This is a genomic window from Psychrobacter sp. AT9 (assembly GCF_047272965.1).
Taxonomy (GTDB): Bacteria; Pseudomonadota; Gammaproteobacteria; order Pseudomonadales; family Moraxellaceae; genus Psychrobacter; species Psychrobacter glaciei.
Genome location: NZ_JBKOTW010000001.1, coordinates 1,503,541 through 1,520,618 on the forward strand (window position 1 = coordinate 1,503,541; position 17,078 = coordinate 1,520,618).

The window sequence follows — 17,078 nt, forward strand, 5'->3', positions numbered from 1 at the left end:
TTTTTTCAAAAAATGGTCCTAATTTAATGTGAATACTCAAAAATTAAAATTTTATATTCGTTTTTATGAATATAAACGACAAATGGTAATAAATGCCAGACAGACGACATTGTCACTCTCTATATATTCGGTAATACTAATATATAGAGAGTGCTAAAGATTTTACGAGACAAAACGTATTATTCCTTAAACATTCATACAAATAATTTTCTAAAAAAGCTTCGTGATTATCAGTTTATATCCCGTTTTATTTTGTGATATCGACTCTCTGCGATATAGATTTTATCTCTGATTTTTTAAATCTGACAAGTCTGTAAGGGAGTACATATCATGAACCGCATCTATAAAGTCATCTGGAATGAAGCCTTAAATTGCTTTACTGCAGTCGGTGAATATGCAAAGGCGCGTGGCAAATCTTCCAAATCTAGTGTTAGCTCTAACACTGCTATCAACACAACATCTAACCTATCTACAATCAAGACATTACGATTAAGTGCCATAGGCCTTGGGCTATTGGCTGCTGGTTTTGGTATGCAGACGAATGCTACGAGTACAGAAAATCACCATGATGGCGATTATACTCATAGCCATGGTAGTCACGGCGTACATGCCCATACCTCTGGTAACAATAGCCACAACAATAACTCTGATCAAGACAATCCTGAAGGTTCAATAACACTAAACTTCGAAGGTGATAATCCTACAACTATCACACGCAGTAATGGCGAGACACTTAATATTTTAGGTGGTGCAACTGGACCACTGACGGATGGTAACATCGGGGTCTTTGGTATAGGTGATACCTTAACTATCAAATTAGCTGAAAACATCAATCTTGGTGCTGATGGCAGCCTCAAAACTGGTGATACTTTGCTCGATAGCTCTGGGGTCAAGATCACGGCTATCAATGCAGCCAATAACGTTACGCTTAGTAATAACGGTCTTAATAATGGTGGCAATCAAATTACAAACGTCGCCAGTGGTATTGGTAATAATAGCAATGCTGCAAACATCGGTGATCTGAACAATGCAGTCGCAGCTAACAAAACCAAGTACTATAGTGTCAATTCAACAGCTACTGGTAATGCCAATAACGATGGCGCAACCGGACCAAATGCTATGGCTATGGGCGGTAATGCTAGTGCTACTGGCGGACAAGCCATTGCAATTGGTAGCGGTCAAAGTGGACAGCACACGACTGCAAGTGGACAACAGTCTATCGCGATTGGCGCAAACGTTGTATCGAAAGGACATTCATCTATTGCTATAGGCGGTGATGATTTAGATGCTGCCTCAAAAGCAAATATCAATGGTACCTCAGCCTTTACTATCAATGGTGGCGATGTTAATGCTACCTTCGTTTCCTATACGGGTCGAGATCTTGTTGAGACACCTCCTTATATGGTGAACACCGATTCAGGTGGTGCCGCTTCCATAGCTATTGGAGTAAAATCGCTATCTGAAGGCGCACTATCTACCGCTATTGGCGTACAGTCCTCTTCATCTGGTGTTGCGTCTTCTACCTTTGGTATAGGTGCCTCAGCAAGTGAAAAAGGATCAGTCGCACTTGGTGCGGGTGCCCAGTCTAATGCTCAAGAGGGAGTGGCTCTAGGGTCACAATCTGTTGCGAATGTTGCAGGTGGTGCAATTGGCTTTGCTCCCACAAGTGCCAGTATCGCAGACAAAGCAGCTATCACAGCCACTAACAGTACCAGCCTTGGTGCAGTCTCTATAGGTAATGCCAAAGACGGTACTCGTCAGATTGTCAATGTCGCTGCAGGTATAAATAACAGCGATGCAGTGAACGTATCTCAGCTAAAAGCATTAGACACTATCGTTGCTGATATTGATTTTCCTATCCGCTCCAGCATTTCACAGCCATACACCACGTCAGTAACAGGGACTAACGCTCTTGCTGTTGGCTCGAATGCCAATGCAAACGGTAGTAACTCAACCGTTGTTGGAGAGAATGCATTTGGGAACTCAAATTCAACCGTCATCGGTGAAGGCGCAAGATCTTCATTCAACGGCTTTGCTGGTGGTCAAGATGCAAAAGCAGGTGTTAATTCAATTGCGATAGGTCAAAGAGCCACAAACGGAACCAGCGCAAGTCGTGCGGTTGCGATAGGCTACGAAGCCAAAGCAACTGCCAATGACACCGTTGCACTTGGTCTTGATGCGCAAGCTCAGGCTGTAGGTGGTGTTGCGCTAGGTAAAGGTTCTAGAGCAAATGTTTTAAACAGTGTCGCTTTAGGTCAAAACTCTGTTGCAACAGTACAAAGTGGTGCTTCTTTCTTAACCAACGTTGCTGCTGATGCAAATAATGGCACAGTCTCGGTAGGAGCTGTTGGAAGCGAACGTCGTATCGTTAACGTTGCAGGTGGCTCAGCAGATACTGATGCAGTGAATGTATCTCAGCTAAAAGCTGTCACAGACATTGCAAATGAGGGCTGGGATATCAGTGCACAAGGTAACAGTGCTACTGCAAGCAATGTTGGACCTGGTGAAGCAGTTGACTTCAATAGCAAAAACAGCAACATCATCGTCTCTAAAGACTCAACGAGTAATGATGTCTCATTCGAACTCAACAACGATCTTGATCTAGGTAATAACGGTAGCGTAAGCATAGGCAATATCTTTGGTGGCACTCAAGTTAATCGCTTGGGCATGGTTACAGGTGGTCTGGCAATGGGTGGCGTCACTACAGTCAGTGGCGCTGGTGTGACCGTAACAGGTATAAACCCTTTTAATCCGTCTAATGCCACGTTGACCAGTGATGGTCTAACCATTCTGAATGGTCCAAGCATGACCAGATCTGGTGGTATCAATGCTGGCAATAAAAAGATCACAAACGTTAAAGCTGGTACAACTACCACTGACGCGGTGAACTATGGTCAGCTAGAAAGTGTATCAAACGTGTCTGACAGCGCTATGCAGACGGTTATCACTCAAATAGATGGCAATGAGGTTAAAACACTGGATAAAACGAACAATACGGCTAACTTCCTCACAGGAGACAACATCGTTCTTAGTGCTGAAGATGGTGGTATTAAAGTGGCGACAGCAGAGGATGTTACCTTTACCAGTGTTACCGCAGGGGATACCTTGTTGAACACAGGTGGTGTCAGCTTCTTGGGTGGCAGTACGGTTAGACTAAGCAGCATGGGTCTTAATAATGGTGGCAACAGAATCACTGAGGTAGCTGATGCTATTGAGTTAGATGACGCTGTCAACCTCAGTCAGCTAAATGGTGTGACAGAAACAGCTAATAGAGGCTGGGACATCAGTGCACAAGGTAACAGTGCTACTGCAAGCAATGTTGGACCTGGTGAAGCAGTTGACTTCAATAGCAAAAACAGCAACATCATCGTCTCTAAAGACTCAACGAGTAATGATGTCTCATTTGAACTCAATAACGATCTTGATCTAGGAAATAACGGCAGCGTCAGCACAGGTAATATCTTTGGTGGCACTCAAGTTAATCGCCTGGGCATGATCACAGGTGGTCTGGCAATGGGTGGTGTGACTACAGTTAGTGGGCTTGGCGTGACGGTAACCGGTATCAATCCATTGTCTAATGCAACGTTGACCAGCGATGGTCTAAGCATGATCGGTGGCCCAAGCATCACTAAGTCTAATGGTATTAATGCTGGTAATAAGAAAGTGACAAACGTCAAGGCGGGTGTCTTAGATAAAGATGCGGTCAATGTTGGTCAGCTCAACAGTGCATCTGCCGCTGCTAAAACAGAAGTCGCCGCAGGTACTAACGTTGCTGGTGTGGCGAAGTCTACAGGTGGTAATGGTCAAGATGTCTATACCGTTAATGCTGATGGCGTCACTGCTTCAGCAGGGTCTACAGCAGTCACGGTCACAGCTGGTGACAAAGATGAGTTAACCAACATGACCGACTATGCCGTTGACTTAAGTGAAACTAGCAAAGCCAGCTTGGTAAAAGCTGATAGCGCTATGCAGACGGTTATCACTCAAATAAATGGCAATGAGGTTAAAACACTGGATAAAACGGACAATACGGCTAACTTCCTCACAGGAGACAACATCGTTCTTAGTGCTGAAGATGGTGGTATTAAAGTGGCGACAGCAGAGGATGTTACCTTTACCAGTGTTACCGCAGGGGATACCTTGTTGAACACAGGTGGTGTCAGCTTCTTGGGTGGCAGTACAGTTAGACTAAGCAGCATGGGTCTTAACAATGGCGGCAACAGAATCACTGAGGTAGCTGATGGTGAAGATGATACAGATGCCGTTAATATTAGACAGTTGAATGCAACCAACAGCACGGTCGACTTGGGACTGGACTTTACAGGAGACGACACTACCGTTGTTGTCAATCGTAAGTTAGGTCAAACCTTAACAATCCAAGGAGGCGCGACAGAGTTAACTGATAACAACATCGGTGTTGTTGCTGATGAAGAGGGCAATCTAAACGTTAGATTGGCTGAAGATGTAATGCTTGGTAAAAATGGTAGCGTGAGAATGGAAAGCACGGTGCTTAACAATGCAGGCGTCACCATCACTGATGGTCCTAATCAGACCATTACGTTAAGCAACGAAGGTCTTGATAATGGTAATAATAGAATTATCAAAGTTGGTGAAGGAATTGCGCCAACTGATGCCGTAAACTTCGCACAGCTCACAACGACCAATAACGAAATTGCCAAAGGTATTAAAATTGGTGATGGTAATAGCGATAATGATCAGCAATTTGCATTAGGTGATACGATCAATGTCACAGGTGATAGTAACCTTACTACTGTTGCTTCTGCAACTGGCGTTCAAGTTAAACTCAACAACCAGTTGGATTTGGGAGATGAGGGCAGTATGCAAATAGGCAATAGCATTATGAACAACGCAGGCTTTACTTTTATAGATAGTGGCTTAGGTAGAACGGTCACATTGAGTAGCCGTGGTCTAGACAATGGTGGCAACATCATTCGCAATGTTGGTAGAGGTGAGCTGAACTCTGATGCCGTAAACGTCGGGCAATTGAGAGAAGTGACCATTGCCTTGGATCGAGGTTGGGATATCACTGCTCAAGGTGATATTGCTACTCAGGTAAGACAAGGAGATGCTATCGACCTAAATAGTAGAGACGGTAATATCAAAGTGTCTAGAACGTTAGTCAATGATGTGGCTACCTTTGATGCTAGCACAGGTTTACGTGCAGCAGCTATACCTGCCAATGCTAATGACATTAGTTTTGATCTAAGCCCAGATATCACTTTGAACAGTGTCACCACAGGTGATACTACTATCAATGATAATGGACTCACGATTGCGGGTGGTCCAAGCGTCACGAAAAGTGGCATTGATGCGGCTGACACTAAGATTACCAATGTCCAAAATGGTGAAGTAGCTGCAGACAGCCAAGACGCCGTTAATGGTAGTCAACTCTATGCCCAAGGCAGTGGTATCAGCAGCATTATCGGTGGCAACACTGTCTATAATCCTGAAAATGGTACTTTCACTAATAATGATATCGGTGGAACAGGTCAAGGCAATATCGATGGTGCGATTGCTTCTATCAGACAAGGTACGATCGAAATCAATGAAAACGTACAAGTTAATACTACCAACATCACCAGTAATACAACTGATATCACGACCAACACCACAAATATTGCTACTAACACTAGCAATATCGCGACTAACACAACCAATATTACCACCAATACAACCAATATCAACACCAACACGGATAGGCTCGATGCTGGACTCAACTTTGGTGCAGATAGTGGTGATAATATCAACAAACCAGTCGGAGATGAGAGTGTCCTAAGCTTCACAGGTGGTAACAACATAACGACCACCGCAGAGGGCAGTAGCATCAAGTTTGATCTGAACGGTAATATAAGCGTTGATAGTGTCACGGCTGGGACGACAGTCATCAATAGTAATGGCATCACCATGCAAGATGGTCCAAGTATGACTGCTCAAGGTCTATATGCAGGTAATCAACGCATAACTGGTGTTGCCGATGGTATAGAGGCGACAGATGCTGTCAACTACAGTCAGCTTAGTGCACTTGATAGTCGACTCAATAGCAATATGAGCGATCTTGGCTACAGAATCGATGAAGTAGAAGACGACGCAAATGCAGGTATCTCAGCTGCAATGGCAATGTCTGCACTACCTCAGGCCTACATCGCAGGTAAGTCACTGATCGGCGGCGGTGTGAGTACGTACAATGGAGAAAGCGCAGTAGCCATTGGCTTCTCTAAACTCTCTAACGACGGTCGCTGGGTTATCAAAGTGAACGGTACTGCCGACACTCAAGGCAATGTAGGCGGCGCAGTAGGTGCAGGCTTCCATTTTGATTAAAGCGATTTTGTTATAACGATTATGATGAGATAAAAAAAGCAAGACATCAGATGTCTTGCTTTTTTATGGATGAAGAGTAAATATTTAATGCAATGAAGATAATAATCGTATAAATCTTGATTATCATAAAATCATTTTTTTAATCAACTTGCCAAGTTTAAGAAGGTGAGTATATCTATAGGATAGAGAGTGAAAAGTATTAGATCATTCGCTTTCAACTATCCAAGCATTTATTGAAGAAATCGATATACAGGTTTGTTTTTAATGAGTATTCTAATCATCATGATACTACCAAATCCATTCACTCGTCCTCTCAATGCTTGGGTCACCATTTTTGTGGTTGCCTTGCACGGTGCCACGGTATGGGCAATGATGTCTATCGATACCCCGAAACCTCCCGAAATAAAAAATAAACCAGAGACCATTCAACTAGAGCTAATCACATTAGCGTCACCTCCTACCAATAGACCAAGTAAAGAACATCAATCCAGACCTGTCTCGGAAAAAAAGCCCGTCTCTGAGACTCAACCAATCAAACCATTAGAAAAAGTAGTAGCATCTGCTCAGATGTCATCAGCTGCAACATTAAAAGCTGAAACAAAAGAAGCGCCAATACCTTCAACAACAAACACTGACGTGGCTAAAAAACCACCCAATTTAGAAAGAAATCCTGAAAATTCTCTCGAAAACCCCTCATCAGCGTCACCATTGACGACAGTAGAATCAAGAAAAATATCGAATGTATCAGACGACACAGAGCAAGATCTCTCGGCGATGATTCGAGCTGTGACAGCGCAGTTCAACCGTGATCAAGCCAGACAGAAACGTGCACTAGGAAAACAAACCAACCGAAAGCTCGCCGAACAAGAGCAATGGCACATACAAGCAGCCAATGAAGCAATTGCCAACATGCTGAAGTTAGCCGCTGCCCAAGCCGAAAAGCAAGTCACTGATCAGGCCGCTATAGATGAGAAGGCTGATAAAAATAATGAGGTTAATAAAAGTGACGATACAGGCCCGTTTTTGGCAGATTATGGTAGCTGGCTTGATAAGCACGAACCGACGACTAGCTTACCATTGCTAATATGGCGTAGCGTTGATACTGAGCTCGGTGATGTATTTATCGTCATGCTAGAGTTGCATGTCAATAAAGAAGGCTATATTACGGAGGTGCAACTGCTTGAACCCTCAGGCAGTCCAATAATCGATGCAATGGCAACCACGCAAGTTAGGACAGGGCAACTCAATCCACTGCAAAAAGACGGTAAGACAGTTGATGCAATTGTGCCGATGTCATTGGTATATGAGAGACCGACATTTAACAAGTAACATAGAATTTGTAAGGTCTTTCGCCGATGATAATGACAGCAGCTGTTTTTAAATGAACAACACGGTCTATCATCAGATCAATATAAAAAAACGGCAAGTGTAACATCCAGCTGGTATAAGTTTTCCTCACTTGCTGTGTGCTTGGCACTTCAGAGTCTTAGAAAAAATCATCCCAGCAGTATGGTATTTTTTTAAAGTGAATCTACTATAATTACGTTAAGATAGTCACATCAAGATAATTACGTTAAGGAAGATGTATGGATCTTATGGATTATTGGCAATACACAGATATTATTACCAAGGCTTTATTTTTTGCGCTTTTGGCGTTATCGGTTGCCTCTTGGGTCACAGGGATTTTGCGGCTGTATTATAGTCGCCAACTGGCCAAAACTGTCGCGGCTGATTTAGCGCAGCAATTACAAAAACAAGTGCCACCTAGTTTGCAAGCCAGTGCAGAGGAGCGCAGATTGATGACCGAGCAGACTTTATTGCAACTGATTGGTCGTTATCGACATCGGAGTGAGCAAGGATTGCCGCTACTAGGTACGACTGCCGCTATTGCGCCCTTTATTGGATTATTTGGCACGGTATGGGGTATATTTCATGCGCTACGCAGTATCGGTATGAGCGGGCAGGCAGGGCTTGCGCAAGTGGCAGGTCCAGTAGGTGAGGCGCTTATCATGACGGGGCTTGGTCTTGCCGTTGCGATTCCTGCTGTGATTTTTTATAACATTATTGCGCGTATGAATCGTCGAACGTTATTCTTAGCCAATGATATCGCTCATGGTCTCTTAGGTGCATCGATGCGTCCAGCAGTGACGACAGATAAAACGAATACAAATGTTTAGATCCTTGCAATTTATTGGCTATAAAAAAGGAGACACGCATGGCGTTTCATCTAGGAGATGATGACACTCAAGGTTTGAGCGAGATGAACCTGATACCGCTCATCGATATCATGCTGGTGCTGATGATTATCTTTTTAGTGACGGCGACAGTGATGAACCCAACTGTGCCATTGGATCTGCCCAAGACCAGTGCTACGATTAATGATTTGCCTGATAACATATTACAAATCAGTATCAATCAAGATAATGAGCTGTTTTGGGATGAAGAGTCGCTGTCATTGCCGCAACTACAGACACGGTTTGCGCAAGCAGCAAGTGATGGGCTAGATCTTAGTATTCATCTGCGCGCAGACAAAGACACTCGCTACGATATGGTGGCGCAAGTCTTGGCTGCTGCGAGTAATGCAGGTCTTACTAAAGTTGCTTTCGTCAATGAGTAAGCTTTTGGAATATCACCGTAAAAAATACGCCCTACCATCAAGAAGATGCTAGGGCGTGTCATCAATTAGCACATGAATACATTTAGTGGTCTTAAAATGGCTAAATTTAGCCAAACATCGTCAGAAATTTTGCCAATATGTTCATATTAGCGGCTATTTCTTCCTTGTTTGGCTGCAATTTTTCTCATTTTAAGTCTCACAATCTAAATGATGACACGCCCTAGGGTTTATTTTTTGAATCAGGTTAAAAGGAAGAAAACGGCAATCATCTAAAATGCCCGTTCAAAAAACCACCACAGTGCCACTAAAATACTAATCAGCGAACCGATATAAAATATAATCCATTTATAAAATTGTGTGTGACGTAATAGTAGCGCTATTGGAAACACCAAAGCGATAAATACCAACTGTCCCATCTCAATGCCTACGTTGAAACTCAACAACGCTAATACACGTGCACTGGTAGCAAGTGGCAAGTCTACCAATACATTGGCAAAACCAAAACCGTGAATCAGTCCAAAAACAAAGGCCAAATAGACCGCTCGTACCCGTAGTAATGGCACGACATTATTGAGCGCGGCAAAGGCAATAGACAGTGCAATCAAAGATTCGATAAAGCGTGGCGGTATGCTAACGATTTGTAGTGCCGCCAAGCTGAGTGTAATGGAGTGAGCGAGTGTGAACGAAGTCGCAATCCAAAACACTTCAAGCAGCGCCGCTTTTGGCTTAGTGACAGCAATCAATTGTTTCTGTTTGCGCACGTACACCGCAGGAATGAGCAGTACAAATAAGAATAACAGATGATCCCAACCAATCAGCAAGTGGTGTATACCGCTTTTGAGAAAATTAGTCGCGGTAGACATCCAGCCAGTATTTGCCTGCGACCCTAATGGGCTTTGGCCTACTGCCAGCACTTGTAGGGCGGTATCATCATTAGCCTGAGTCAGAATCAATCGGTGGTTGGCATCAATACCTGCCAATATCTGGTAGTCAAGATTATCGATGGGCTGAGTACAGCTTAAGGCAAAATTGCTATATAAATAATTAAACCCGCCACGTGTATTAATGGCTAATGGCGCAAATTTTGTAATTTGACACGCTTGTGCGCTACTTTCTAGTTTTATTTTGGATTGAATCAATTGCTCTATCAGCGATGTCTGTGACTTTACTTCTGCCCAACTGACTTGACTATCTTTGTTTGGATCTATATCAATCAGCAACGCTAAGTCGCGCAGTGAAAGCTCATATTCTGCATCATATTTACTCTCTGCCGTACTCTCTGCCGTACTCTCAGAGTCGCTCAGATTGAGGTTTAAGTAGGCGGTACTAGACTCATGCGCTTGTGCCACTGAACACGTCAGCGCCAGTAACAGCAGCGTCAGGTAACGATAAGTATGACTTCCAATAAGTCTGCGAAGCGCATTCATAAAAGCTTCTCCTTATTCATACCTTGCGTGTTTACGGTTTGCGTGCTTTTGGCTTGAGTGTTGGACGTTTGCGTAGTGGCCACTTGGCAATTTAGACAATTACTGATTTTACCTGAGCGTAGCGCTTGCTCTAGTGCAGGATATTCGAATTGCGTGTCTGTCATAAATTGGCGTATTAGCTTGATGTCTGCTTGGCTGCCAGCTTTGATAGCTGCGCTCGCATAGAGCACGATATCAGCCGTTTCACGCTGCTGTTGCCAATTATCTTGAGCCAATTTTAGTGCTGAGTCTACTTGATTGGCCAGCAAAGCATAAGTCGCTTGTTCGCGCATATGAGCATTTTCTTTGCGTATCTGCCATACCTCAATGCGCTCTTTCATCAAGGCCAAGTTTTTCTGTGCTTGAGGGTCGCCTAATTCCATTTGAGCAGTGATAAGGCGTAGTAGCAAGGCGTCTTTATCCGTATGCTCTCGGAGCATATCGCGCACCTTTTCATACTCACCGATACTCAATAGCCAGTCAGCGCGAGCCATCAGCGCCGGTACGGTTTGATCGTCCATCACGCTAAAAATCTGATTGGTAAGTGAAGTATCTTGGCTACGTAATGCGGCATCTGCTTGCATCAAGTATATCCAGCGAGCAGTTGATGCATCTAACCCAGGTGCGATCGCCGCCAGCCCACTGAGTGTTTGTTTTGCCTGTTCAAGCTGCCCAGTCATGCTCTGTATCTGAGCCTGACAAGCCAGCTCATAAACACGCAATTCAGGATCATCAAGTTTGTTGCAGTAGCTCAAAGCGTCTTTAAACTGACCTTGGACGACCAGTAAAGAAGAAAGAGTCAATAGAGCATCTGGATGAGTCGCTTCTTGTTCTAATATCTGCGTTAATAGCGCTTTTGCTTGAGCAAATTTATGATCTGACTGCAATGCTCGTGCTCGTAGCATTAGCGTATCTATACTCTGGTCTGTGCTCTGATCTAACTGCGCGCGTGCCTGACCCAATGCTCGAGGATCGCCTTGTAGATAGGCACGCTCTAACAATTGACTGGTTTGTGCTGGGGTATTTGTGTGTGTGTCAGTTCGAAAGTCAGCAGCGTTTAGATAGCGCGGCGCTGGGGAATCTGTAGGCAGGGTCGCTAGAATTTGTTGATCGTCTTTTGGTATAAAGGGGGCAGCGTGAAGCAGTTGGCTGCTGAGAGGTAATAACAGTAATAATCCGATAGGGAATTTAATCCAATGCATAAAATATCTCGGCTCAAAACATAAAGAAACACCCAATCAGTAAACTGATTAGGTGCTTGGATAACTTCAGGTCAAACTACAGCGAGGCATTGGCGCCTGATACTGCGACAGGTTCTGCCAAATTGGCTTCAGGCAGCATTACCCGATCAATATCTTGAGGCTCATCAGTGTCGACATTATTACTAGCGTCAATCACAGCAGAGGTATTATTAACGGCTAACTTCGCTTTCGCTTGGTCTGCCGCAACAGCATTATCAACCTGATTTGACGAGTCAAAGTCATTGTTGTCATTATCATTGAAACAACCAGAAAGTGCAGCTGATCCAGTGATCAATACGGCTAACATTATATAGCGCATAGTATTTCTCCTTGGGTTAGATTCAGCTTATCGGCTACCTGGGGTTGGGGTGGTTAGATAAGGAAAGACAGAGTCAAATTCGGTCGCAGGTTTTAGCGCACCATCAGTGAATAGACCTTTACCGGCTTTAGCATCCTCAGGCACACAAGTGACGTCTGCAGGCAATCCAGCATGACATAAAGCACCCATAGACACTCTCAACGCAATGTCAGTGACATCATCACCAGGACGTCTACCGTTTGGAAAACCTGCCACATCTTTAGCATTAGCACTTGGGCGACCATCGTTCTGACCTGGAATAATACTAATCACACCCAAATCGTTTTGATTGGCAGCTGCAACAGCAGGCGTGCTAGTGTTAAGTCGTAACATATCTGCCGGCACTTGTTTTGGATTAGCAGGTTTGTTGATAGTAGGAACACCCGTTAAAAAGGCAGTGATTAAATCTTGACGAGGGAAGTTCGTTGGCGCTACTGCACCCGCATCTCCATACAAAGTTTCAATCAATGCTGGAAGCGTGGGGTACTGGACGTAGGGAGCAAATTTCGCTAAATCGTCTTTTGGCTCTGACGCATTGAATTTATCTTTATCTTTAAGTCCAATAACCACTTCATTGACCAATGGCATACCTAGTCGTGACACTTGCGTCCATGCACCGCCTTTTTTGGCCGTTGTACTGATGCCTGAAGCAGGATTGCCATTTACCAAGGTCGCTTGACGCACGCTAGCCGTTGTCCAAGCACCGATGACAGGATCGTTACCAGTCGCGTTGACTAAGCAAGCTTTAGGGACTTCCATGGCGATAGAGGTAATGTTTTTATCTGCCAGGATGTTAGTACCACCATTACGTGCACCTAATGGGTTTAGGTTGATTAAATCAAACACTCTGCCCAAGTCGATTGCAAAGCTCTCAGCACGTTGACCAACGAATACTTTACCAGTACCACAGCTACCCAAGTTTAACGGTTTAATAAAGCTGCGTGCATAGGTAGGGTAGTCAGCAAACGATTTGGTACCGATATAGTCAAATGGTTTTTTGAAATTGCCCAAATCAGTGCGTGAGCCACTACGGCGATCGCCTTTGACCATCGTGACGTCATAGCTCTCACTGGTTTGTACGTTAGTAGCAACTGAGGCATCACCAGCGTTAGACAAAGGAATGGCGACCTTTTCTGTCGATGGGTTGCCATCTGAGTCGATTTCGATACTGTTTAAGTTTTGGGTAAAGTCGAACTGGAAGGTAATATCTTCGACCGCATCGCCGTTGTTATCGATATGGATTTCATACAAGGCATCGTCGTCTAATGCGAAGTAATTAGGTCCACCGTAAGCGTCTTGTAGCGGTAAATAGTTGGCAATAATCGTGACATAATCGGCTCGATTATTTTCATAACTATTAAACATATAAAAGTCAGTGGCATCGACTTTAGGGGTTTTGGTAATTGAAGGGGCTTCACGGTGACTAGAGGCGACAGCGCTTGCGCTAACGCATAGAGTCATGGCGGCTATTAGAGCCTTTGTGGTGTGTTTCATACGGATCCTTGTAGAAAAACTTAAGTGATAGAGGCTGTGAAAATTTTATAGCATATGAACTTTGATGAATTCAATTAAATTCTAAAGTTTGATTAATTAAATTAAATAGTGTCCTTACCAAGTTCATTTAAACTATACACTGAATTAGCTGATATTATTAGAACTTTTATCGGTTTTATCATACCAGTCGTCGGTTTTTTACAAAAAACTGCTTTGAAAACAATATCAAAGCAGTTGTACTAAAGTCAGTAACTATCGCCTATAATCAGTTCAAAATCAATAGGGTCTATTAAAATAAAACAAGAGGGTGTAGTCAGTGAAAAGTAATATCAATACATCATGCACTGCTGATATCAATTTTCCTTGCTTGCTGTGCCTGCGCAGACAGAGGCTTCGAAAATCAATCCCAGCAATGCTATGTTGTTTTTAAGCTGTGTTTTTTTTACATTGAATCGATTAGGGTCTGTTGAACATTCAAATGTGGAACTGGCAGTGGCTATTTTTTGCCAATACGCAGTGAAATTTTTGACGCCTAGTCATTCTAGGGTAGACAATTTCGCCATGTATTGGCAAAAAATAGTCCTACCCTGAAAGTCTGATGCTAAAATTGCCCCAAACGTTGTTGCAAACCTAGCTAAGGTCTCGACATTATCGTCGGTTTACGCCTAGTTTGGGGCGATTTTAGCATCAGCAGTCCTAATATTTGAATGTTCAACAGACCCTATAGAACCTATTTTGCAACGTGCTTATCCTTTCAATAACGGGTTCGTGATTTATTGAGGCTTAGGGGCATCGGGTTGCATCATAGGGTCGGCATCTGCAAAGGCTTTTAGCGTGCGGCAGTGGGCATCAATAGCGACGATGTTGGGATAAGCGCTCAAATCTACTTTAAAACGGCGAGCGGAAGAAACTTGCGGAATCAAATAACAATCTGCAAAAGTAGGATTGTCACCATAGCAGAATTGTCCGCGATGACTATCCGCTGCCAAACGTGTTTCTAAAGCGGCAAATCCTTCGCTAATCCAGCGATTGCACCATGCAATGACATTTTCCTCGTCTACTGATAACTCATTACGTAAATATTGTAAGATACGGCGATTGTTAAGCGGATGAATGTCGCAACCAATCATGGCACTCAACGCGCGCACATGCATACGTCCAGCCGCATCTTTAGGCAACAGCGCGTACTCAGGATAGACGTCTTCTAACCACTCCAAGATAGCTGGACTTTGGTATAATAGTAAGTCATTAACTTGTAGGACTGGCACCAATCCTTGCGGGTTAATCGCTTTAAAGGCAGTCTCTAACTGTTCATCCTGAGCCAGATTGATCGTGATATCATCGTAATCCAAGCCTTTTAGATTCATGGCGATACGGGTACGGTAAGAGGTGCTACTGCGAAAGTAGCCATAAAGTGTCATCATTATTAATTCCTTTTATTATGATATGTTGTGAATGTTCAACACGCCTTAAAACAAGCGTGATGATGTTAAATCTTCATCCCGACTTTAAATTGACATTTAACTAAGTAAATTATTCATTGAGCAAATCATGCCAGTAGCCAAAACCCTTTTAGATAGTTCTGTCACTAGTAAAAACCAAAGTGGCGTCCAGTCGCTTGAGATTGGGCTATCGATTCTAGATGTGCTGATCGACCGCAATGAGCCTATGATGCTAAAGGATATCGCTGAAGCCATGCAAATGCATCCGGCGAAGTGTCATCGCTATTTAGTCAGCCTCATTCGTAAAGACTATGCTCGTAAGCTCGATGATGGTCGCTATGGTCTTGGCGATAGAGTCAATGCATTGGCATCATTAGGACATACTGGAGTCAACCAAAACAATCTTTTGGCGCGTCTCACGCAGGTTGCTAATGAGATTAAAGACGCCTTAAATTGCGGGGTACAAATCGCCAAATGGTTTAGTGAAGGCCCTATTATCATTCAGTCGGTTGAGCCAGACAGTCCAATCAGTATCATTACTCGCATCGGTTCACGTATGCCACTGACGACATCGGCGACAGGGCAGTTATTTGCCAGTTATCAACCTGATGCCGTCATTCAGCCATTGGTCACAGCTGAATGGCAGACAGACAATGAAGCAATAATTACAGAAAAATGGCAGAATTTCAGTCACTTGCAAGCCAAAATTCGTACTCAAGGCTATGCAACAGTGACGGGCGATATGCTCATGGGCATTAATGCCATTACGATTCCTGTTATCTTACCGCAGCTTGCCAGTAGTGCTGCTAAACCATCTACGAGTAGTGATGAAACTGTTAACGAAGCGCTACCGTTAGAATATGCCATCACTATTATTGGAACCACAGAGCAGTTACCGATGAGTGAGCAACATAACGTGGTTGAGCAAATACTGGCGATAGCACAGCGTTATCAAATAGCGTAGCCAGTATGTGATTCTATAAGCTAACTGGCTATCGCATCAAAAGATTTATTTTCGAACATCATCTAATGATATTCATCCTCTAAACCATACAGGCACTACTGGCCGCTTTTGCTTTTTCGTATACGTTGTCAGCGTCTAGACCAGTGGCATTCACTTCATCAAGGTAATGTTGAGAGCCTTCCATTAATGGGCCTCTCCAATCTGGGTCATTGAGTGGATCAGGGATATCAATCATGATATCGCCTTTTGCTTTGGCAGCGGCCATCGCTTTGGCATTGCTTACGTCAAATACCTTAGAGATATGCGCTGCCAGCGCTGCGCCTGAATTATCATCAATCACTTTTTTGAGGTCATCAGGCAAACTGTTATATTTCTCTTTATTCATACTGATGACAAAGGTGGAGTTATAAAAAGGAATATTGGTGTGCGTGTTGATCAGCTCATCAAGGCGAAACGCTTGAATAGGTTGCCAAGTAAAGCTGAGCCCGTCAATGACACCGCGCTGAAGCGAGGTATAAGTATCACTGGCAGGCATGCCGACAGGTGCAGCTCCAGTCGCTTCGATAATGTGGCTCGCAACCGCAGAAGGTTGGCGAATACGTAGACCTTTCATATCAGCTGGTGTGCGAATCGGCTTGTCAACGGTATGAAGCGCGCCTTGTCCAGTGCCTATCAGCGCTAGCAAGTGAGTGTCTTCGTATTCGTCTTTAATCACACCCTCGTCATATAGTTTATGAAGTATACAGCTCTGCTGCTGTGCAGTATTTGTGATGCCTGGCAACTCTACAATTTGAGTCAAAGGGAATCGTCCTGCTGTATATCCTTGCGCTTGCATACCAATATCTACACTGCCTTTCGCCGTAGCGTCATAAGTAGCACCTGGTTTGCTGAGCGTCGCAGAAGGGTATATCTCAACCTTTAAGCGGCCTTTTGAATCTGCTTCAATTTTCTTCGCCCACGGCTCTAATGCTTCGGTGTTTATGTTGTCAGTGGCAGTCATAAAGTGCGAGAATCGTAACGTCGTCACGTCACCAGCATCTGTAGATGCGTTGCCCGCTTGATCGTTATTGGAGCAACCAGTCATCGCAAGCGAGGCAGCCAAGAGTATTCCTAGAGGGGTTCTTACTTTCATCATCGAATCCTTTCATGATGGTGAG

Annotated in this window: 11 protein-coding genes; 5 read left to right on the forward strand and 6 right to left on the reverse strand. The window is 43.9% G+C overall.

All coding sequences use genetic code 11. The annotated features are described in order from the left end of the window. Window positions 1–330: 330 nt before the first annotated feature. The 4 genes from ACMFL8_RS06415 (at window position 331) to ACMFL8_RS06430 (ending at window position 8,956) form a co-directional block, all read left to right on the forward strand. On the forward strand, window positions 331–6,339 hold the full coding sequence (locus ACMFL8_RS06415; RefSeq protein ID WP_413190425.1) for an ESPR-type extended signal peptide-containing protein: 6,009 nt from the start codon (window positions 331–333) through the stop codon (window positions 6,337–6,339). Window positions 6,340–6,603: 264 nt separating this feature from the next. After that, entirely contained in the window at window positions 6,604–7,668 is a 1,065-nt protein-coding gene (locus tag ACMFL8_RS06420; protein WP_413190426.1) for an energy transducer TonB, read from the forward strand. 257 nt (window positions 7,669–7,925) lie between these two features. Beyond that, window positions 7,926–8,516: a MotA/TolQ/ExbB proton channel family protein gene (locus ACMFL8_RS06425; RefSeq protein WP_352309963.1), complete on the forward strand. Its 591-nt coding sequence runs from the start codon at window positions 7,926–7,928 to the stop codon at window positions 8,514–8,516. Between the two features lie 38 nt (window positions 8,517–8,554). After that, window positions 8,555–8,956 (forward strand): ExbD/TolR family protein, encoded by a 402-nt coding sequence (locus ACMFL8_RS06430; protein ID WP_413190427.1) that lies wholly within the window; start codon window positions 8,555–8,557, stop codon window positions 8,954–8,956. A gap of 269 nt (window positions 8,957–9,225) precedes the next feature. Here the strand turns inward: ACMFL8_RS06430 and ACMFL8_RS06435 are convergent, their stop codons facing one another. From ACMFL8_RS06435 to maiA, 5 genes are all read right to left on the reverse strand, one after another. Further along, window positions 9,226–10,383: a HupE/UreJ family protein gene (locus tag ACMFL8_RS06435; protein ID WP_413190428.1), complete on the reverse strand. Its 1,158-nt coding sequence runs from the start codon at window positions 10,381–10,383 to the stop codon at window positions 9,226–9,228. After that, complete coding sequence (locus ACMFL8_RS06440; RefSeq protein ID WP_413190429.1) at window positions 10,380–11,624, reverse strand: tetratricopeptide repeat protein; 1,245 nt, start codon at window positions 11,622–11,624, stop codon at window positions 10,380–10,382. The genes ACMFL8_RS06435 and ACMFL8_RS06440 overlap by 4 nt, the downstream gene beginning before the upstream one ends. A gap of 76 nt (window positions 11,625–11,700) precedes the next feature. Next, the gene (locus ACMFL8_RS06445) at window positions 11,701–11,982 is read right to left on the reverse strand and encodes a hypothetical protein (RefSeq protein WP_210540578.1); all 282 of its coding nucleotides are present in this window, start codon (window positions 11,980–11,982) and stop codon (window positions 11,701–11,703) included. Between the two features lie 27 nt (window positions 11,983–12,009). Further along, window positions 12,010–13,515 carry a DUF4331 domain-containing protein gene (locus ACMFL8_RS06450; protein ID WP_413190430.1) on the reverse strand — a complete coding sequence of 502 codons (1,506 nt, stop codon included), beginning with the start codon at window positions 13,513–13,515 and terminating at the stop codon, window positions 12,010–12,012. 773 nt (window positions 13,516–14,288) lie between these two features. Beyond that, a complete protein-coding gene (gene maiA / locus ACMFL8_RS06455) occupies window positions 14,289–14,936 on the reverse strand; it encodes a maleylacetoacetate isomerase (RefSeq protein ID WP_413191378.1) in 648 nt (215 codons plus the stop codon). A 130-nt stretch (window positions 14,937–15,066) separates the two neighbouring features. Here maiA and ACMFL8_RS06460 point away from each other — a divergent pair, with 130 nt between their 5' ends. Further along, entirely contained in the window at window positions 15,067–15,921 is an 855-nt protein-coding gene (locus ACMFL8_RS06460) for an IclR family transcriptional regulator (protein WP_413190431.1), read from the forward strand. Between the two features lie 79 nt (window positions 15,922–16,000). On the opposite strand, the gene ACMFL8_RS06465 is transcribed toward ACMFL8_RS06460, so the two are convergent. Then, window positions 16,001–17,053: a TRAP transporter substrate-binding protein gene (locus ACMFL8_RS06465; protein ID WP_413190432.1), complete on the reverse strand. Its 1,053-nt coding sequence runs from the start codon at window positions 17,051–17,053 to the stop codon at window positions 16,001–16,003. Between the last annotated feature and the right edge of the window lie 25 nt (window positions 17,054–17,078).